This window comes from Streptomyces torulosus (assembly GCF_001419765.1).
Taxonomy (GTDB): Bacteria; Actinomycetota; Actinomycetes; order Streptomycetales; family Streptomycetaceae; genus Streptomyces; species Streptomyces torulosus.
Genome location: NZ_LIRK01000157.1, coordinates 1 through 5,299, shown reverse-complemented (window position 1 = coordinate 5,299; position 5,299 = coordinate 1). Strand labels below are relative to the sequence as shown.

The window sequence follows — 5,299 nt, the reverse complement described above, 5'->3', positions numbered from 1 at the left end:
GCGGGGGGGCCGGAGGAGTGGGCCGGCGACCGCGGAAAGCGGCGCGCTCTACGCCACCTCCACGTCGAGCCCCTCCAGCCCCCGGATCACGAAGTTCGGCTTACGCTTCGGCTCCGTCGCGAGGGACAGGGTGGGGGCCTTCTCCAGCAGGGCCGTCATCGACGCCGCCAGCTCGATCCGGGCGAGGGGCGCGCCGATGCAGTAGTGGATACCGGCGCTGAACGAGATGTGCGGGTTCTCCTGACGGGTGAGGTCCAGCTTCTCCGGGGCGTCGAAGACGGCCGGGTCGTGGTTCGCGGAGCCGAACAGCATGGCGATCTCCGCGCCTCGCGGGACGGTCGTGCCGTCGATCTCGATGTCGTCCAGCACCCAGCGCTCGAAGAGCTGGAGCGGGGTGTCGTACCGCATCAGCTCCTCCACGGCCGTCGGCACCAGCGAGTGGTCCGCCCGCAGGGCGGCCAGCTGGTCGGGGTTGCGGAACAGCGCCCACCAGCCGTTCACGGTGGCGTTCACCGTCGCCTCGTGGCCCGCGTTCAGCAGCAGCACACAGGTCGAGATCATCTCCTGCTCGGTGAGCCGGTCGCCCTCGTCGTACGCCGCGATCAGCCCCGAGATCAGGTCCTCGCCCGGCTTCTCCCGACGGTGCGCGATCAGCTCCCGGAGGTACTCCGAGAACTCCACCGACGCCCGCACCGCCTTCTTCGCCGTCGCCTCCGACGGGCTCAGCTCGTACATCCCGCAGATGTCCGCCGACCAGGGCCGCAGCTGCGCCCGGTCCGACTCGGGGACACCGAGCATCTCGGCGATCACCGCCACCGGGAGCGGCTCCGCGACATCCGCCAACAGATCACCGCCGCCGGCCTCGACCAGCCGGGCCACCAGCTCGCCCGCCAGCCCCTCCACATACGGCTTCAGCCGCTCCACCGTGCGCGGTGTGAACGCCTTCGACACCAGCCGCCTGATCCGGGTGTGGTCCGGCGGTTCCAGGTCCAGCATCCCGTGGTCGTTCAGCGTGTGGAACGGCTCGTGCTCCGGCGGCGGCGCACTGCGCCCGAAGTCCTCGTGCGTGAACCTGTGCTGGTACGTCCGGCCCAGGCGCCGGTCCCGCAGCAGCGCCGAGACATCCGCGTGGTGGGCGACGAGCCACTGGTTCGTAGGCTCGAAGTACCGCACCCGGCCCAGCGCCCGCAGCTCGGCGTACGCCGGGTACGGGTCCGCCACGAAGTCGGGGTCCCACGGATCGAAAGCGAGAGGGGAAGCAGGTGCCATGAACGGACGCTAACCCGCGATCCGCCTCCCTGAACAGAGCCGACCCGCCGCATGACCTCGACAAACCGTCCTGGAGGGGGAGGTCCCTCCCCCGTGCCGGCCGTGCGGTGCGTTGGCCCAAGGTGGGGCTTCCGCGCCGCACGGCGACGGTCGTGTCAGCTCAGGTGGCGGGCGAAGAACCGTAGGGTGCTGTCCAGTTCGAAGCGCGGGATCTCCCCGTGCCCGCCCGGATTGGCGTGCAGGGTCTTCTCGGCCGACCCCAGGGCGTCGAACAGGGCGAGCCCCTGTTCCCTGGGCACCCGCTCGTCGTCCCACTGCACCAGGAACTCCACCGGGACCGTGATCCGTCGGGCTGCCTCCGCCGAGGCCAGGGCCCCGCCCAGGCCCAGCACCGCCGCCCGGACCCGGGGCTCGGCGGCGACGAACGGAACACCGAGCCCGCACCCCAGGGACACCCCCCAGTAGCCCACCGGCCCGGCGCCGACGAACGGAAGCTCCTGCACGGCGTCCAGGACCGCCTGCCACTCCGGGACGGTCCGGCGCGCCACGAGCGCCTGGAACCCGGCGATCAGCGGAGCCAGCTCCTCGCCCGCAGCCGCCCGGGCCTGGTTCTCCGTCACTATCCGGTCGTAGTTCTCGTCCTTGGGCCGGTCACCGTGTCCCGGCACATCCACCGCGACGACGGCGAACCCGCACTCGGTGACGAAACGGAGCGCACGCGCCACGATGCCGGGCGCCTTCTTGTGCTGTCCGCCGCCGTGGCCCATCACGATCAGCGGACGCGGACCGACGGCACCCTCCGGCGTCCACAGCACGCCGGGGATCTCGTCGAGGGTGAAGAGGTGTTCGCGGACGCCGTCTGACGACGTCTCGGAGTTGAAACGCATGAGCGGTTCAAGCCTTTCGGGATGCCTTCTGCGGGCGCTCCCTAGGCCATGCGAGGGAGGGAGCCCCGACCTGTCACAGCGTTGATCGGTCTCACCTCCTCGGTTCGCGGCGAAGCACGGCGGTGCCGAACGTACCACGAAGTGATCTTCGGGCCGGCTCAGCCGGGGGTGACCAGCCTGGCCTCGTAGGCGAAGACCGCCGCCTGGGTGCGGTCACGGAGGCCCAACTTCACCAGGACCCGGCTGACATGGGTCTTGATGGTCGACTCCGCCACGACCAGGCGCTCGGCTATCTCGGAGTTGGAGAGCCCCTGGGCGATCAGGACGAGCACCTCCGTCTCGCGGTCGGTCAGCTCCCCGTAGGCCAGCTGGGCGGCCGCCGAGGGACGGGGTGTCTCGGCCAGTTTGGAGAACTCGGTGATCAGACGCTTGGTGACCGACGGGGCGAGCAGCGCCTCCCCTGCGGCCACGACCCGTACCCCTTCGGCGAGTTGGCGGGCCGAGGCGTCCTTGAGCAGGAACCCGGAGGCGCCCGCGCGCAGCGCCTGGTACACGTACTCGTCGAGGTCGAACGTGGTCAGCACCAGCACCTTGGCGCCGCCGTCGGCCGCCACGATCTCCCGTGTGGCCTCGATGCCGTTCATCTCCGGCATGCGGATGTCCATCAGGACGACGTCCGGGGACAGCTCCCGGACACGGTCGACGGCGTCCCGGCCGTTGACCGCCTCGCCGACCACCTCGATGTCCGGCATCGCGCCGAGCAGTACCGAGAAGCCCTCGCGGACCATCATCTGGTCGTCGGCGATCAGCACACGGATCGTCATGCGTCGTCCTCGCTCGCGCTGGCCACCGGCAGGAACACCGTCACCTCGTAGCCTCCGTCCTCCGTCTCGCCCGTGGTCATCTCGCCGTTCAGCATCGTGACGCGCTCACGCATGCCGGTGATGCCGTGGCCGGCGCCGTGGGTGGACTTCACCAGGGTCACCTCCGGGGAGGGGCCGTTGACTATGCGCAGGCCCAGCCCGCCCAGGACGTAGCCGATCTCCACGCGGGCCGTCGCGCCGGGCGCGTGCCGCAGGGTGTTACTGAGGGCCTCCTGGACTATTCGGTAGGCCGACAGTTCCACGCCCTGCGGGAGTTCCCGCACCGCTCCGGTGACGGCCTTCTCGACGGTCAGGCCGGCCTCCCGCACATTGGCGAGCAGGCTGTCGAGGTCGGCGAGGGTGGGCTGCGGGGCGTCCGGGGCCTCGTAGTCCTCGGCGCGGACGACGCCGAGGACACGGCGCAGTTCGGTGAGGGCGGCCACCGCGTTCTCCCGGATCGTGGCGAACGCCTGCTCCAGCTCGGGCGGCGGGTTCTCCACGCGGTAGGGCGCGGCCTCGGCCTGGATGGCGACCACCGACATGTGGTGGGCGACCACGTCGTGCAGCTCGCGGGCGATCGTCGTGCGCTCCTCCAGGAGGGTCCGCTTGGAACGCTCGTGCTCGGTCACCGTCTGCTGGGCGGTGACCTCCCGCTGGGCCGTGCGCCGTATCTGCCAGACGGAGACGGACAGGAGGACGAAGGCCGCGACGGTCAGCATCGGCCCGGTGTTGGCGCTGTAGTAGCCGTAGTTCAGATAGCGGGAGGAGAAGAAGGTCTCGGCGAGCAGGCTGTAGAGCGCGGTGACGCCCCACATCCACGCCGCGATCCGGGGCCTGGTGCGCAGGGCGACGACCGTGAGGACGATGACGTGGGTCACGAAGGCGCCGGGGATCCACGGCCAGTCGTCGAAGTCGCTGCCGATCACGGTGCCGATCAAGGTGGCGGCCATGGAGGCCCAGAAGGCGCCGACGGGCCTGGCGAGCGTCAGCAGGACCGCCGTCAGGGAGAGGACGCCCGTGATCAGCTGGGTGAGATCACTGCCTCCGTTGCCCTCCATCGAGGCGTACATCGCTATCAGGGCACCGAAGATCACCACCGCGTGCGGGGCCCAGACGGCGCGCTCGCGGAGCCGCAGGGGCAGCTGCCGGACGACCGGTCCGTCCCTGCGCATGCGGGACAGTGGTCGGTACGCGAAGGCGTCGTGGAACATGTCCTGCCACAGCCCGTTCAGAGCGTTGACGGCGAGTCTGAACTCCGGGCTGCGGTCCTTGGCACCGCGTCGCGGTGGTGTGGGCTGGGTGTGAGTCGTCTCGGTCACGTTGAAAACGGTAGGCGGGGGGCGGGGTCGCCGTCGTCACCAGTGAGGAGGGTCTGTCCGGGTCCGTCTCAGGTACTACGGGTCACGCGTACGGACCCGGCACCGGGTCGGCCTGCGCGCTCAGTAGCCCGTGGGCCGGACCAGGCCGCACTCATAGGCGAAGACCGCTGCCTGGGTGCGGTCGCGCAGGCCGAGTTTCACCAGGATGCGGCCCACGTGGGTCTTCACCGTCTGTTCGGCGACGACGAGGCGCTGGGCGATCTCCGCGTTGGACAGGCCCTGGGCGATCAGGGACAGCACTTCCGTCTCCCGTTCGGTCAGGTCGCCGACGCGGTCCTTCAGCGGGGCGCGGGGCGGCGTGCCGAGGCGGGAGAACTCGGTGATGAGTCTGCGGGTGATGCCGGGCGCGAGCAGAGCGTCGCCCGCGGCCACGACCCGGACCGCTTCGGCGAGCTGGTCCGCGGAGGCGTCCTTGAGGAGGAACCCGGAGGCTCCCGCGCGCAGGGCCTCGTAGACGTACTCGTCGAGGTCGAAGGTCGTGAGCACGAGGACCTTGATGTGCGGGTTCTCTGTGGTGATGCGGCGGGTGGCCTCGATACCGCCGAGCTCGGGCATGCGGATGTCCATCAGGACGACCTGTGGGGCGAGGTCGGCGACCTTGTCGATGGCGTCGAGGCCGTGCACCGCCTGGCCGACGACGTCGATGTCGGGCTGGGTGTTGAGCAGCACCGAGAAGCCCTGCCGGACCATCTGCTGGTCGTCGGCGATCAGTACGCGGATGGTGCTGCTCGTCATGGAGTGCGTTCTCCTGTCGTGTCCGCGCGGGCCGAGGGGCCGCGGGGCGTGGGCGGTCGGTGGTCGGGGTGGGGGTCGGGTGCGGTGGTGTCGTTGCCGGGGCCGCCGTCCCCCGGGAGGACGGCGACGACCGCGAAGCCGCCGTGGGAGGTCTCGGCCGCCACGA

General features: G+C 70.6%; 5 protein-coding genes. All 5 read right to left on the bottom strand.

Going from position 1 to position 5,299, the window contains the following annotated elements; genetic code table 11:
• Window positions 1-48 precede the first annotated feature (48 nt).
• The 5 genes from AOK23_RS11830 to AOK23_RS11810 all read right to left on the bottom strand — a co-directional run bounded on the left by AOK23_RS11830 (window position 49) and on the right by AOK23_RS11810 (window position 5,133).
• Window positions 49-1,269, bottom strand: a complete 1,221-nt coding sequence (locus tag AOK23_RS11830; protein ID WP_055712684.1) for a cytochrome P450 — start codon at window positions 1,267-1,269, stop codon at window positions 49-51.
• Between the two features lie 155 nt (window positions 1,270-1,424).
• Complete coding sequence (locus AOK23_RS11825; RefSeq protein WP_055712683.1) at window positions 1,425-2,156, bottom strand: dienelactone hydrolase family protein; 732 nt, start codon at window positions 2,154-2,156, stop codon at window positions 1,425-1,427.
• A 158-nt stretch (window positions 2,157-2,314) separates the two neighbouring features.
• The gene (locus tag AOK23_RS11820) at window positions 2,315-2,980 is read right to left on the bottom strand and encodes a response regulator (protein ID WP_055712682.1); all 666 of its coding nucleotides are present in this window, start codon (window positions 2,978-2,980) and stop codon (window positions 2,315-2,317) included.
• Window positions 2,977-4,338 (bottom strand): sensor histidine kinase, encoded by a 1,362-nt coding sequence (locus tag AOK23_RS11815; RefSeq protein WP_055712681.1) that lies wholly within the window; start codon window positions 4,336-4,338, stop codon window positions 2,977-2,979. The genes AOK23_RS11820 and AOK23_RS11815 overlap by 4 nt, the downstream gene beginning before the upstream one ends.
• Window positions 4,339-4,458: 120 nt before the next feature.
• Window positions 4,459-5,133: a response regulator gene (locus tag AOK23_RS11810; protein WP_055712680.1), complete on the bottom strand. Its 675-nt coding sequence runs from the start codon at window positions 5,131-5,133 to the stop codon at window positions 4,459-4,461.
• Window positions 5,134-5,299: the final 166 nt, after the last annotated feature.

What these genes read in the sequence shown, in the direction of transcription:
- AOK23_RS11830 (WP_055712684.1), bottom strand. Translation starts at nt 1,269, where the DNA reads ATGGCACCTGCTTCCCCTCTCGCTTTCGATCCGTGGGACCCCGACTTC.
- AOK23_RS11825 (WP_055712683.1), bottom strand. Translation starts at nt 2,156, where the DNA reads ATGCGTTTCAACTCCGAGACGTCGTCAGACGGCGTCCGCGAACACCTC.
- AOK23_RS11820 (WP_055712682.1), bottom strand. Translation starts at nt 2,980, where the DNA reads ATGACGATCCGTGTGCTGATCGCCGACGACCAGATGATGGTCCGCGAG.
- AOK23_RS11810 (WP_055712680.1), bottom strand. Translation starts at nt 5,133, where the DNA reads ATGACGAGCAGCACCATCCGCGTACTGATCGCCGACGACCAGCAGATG.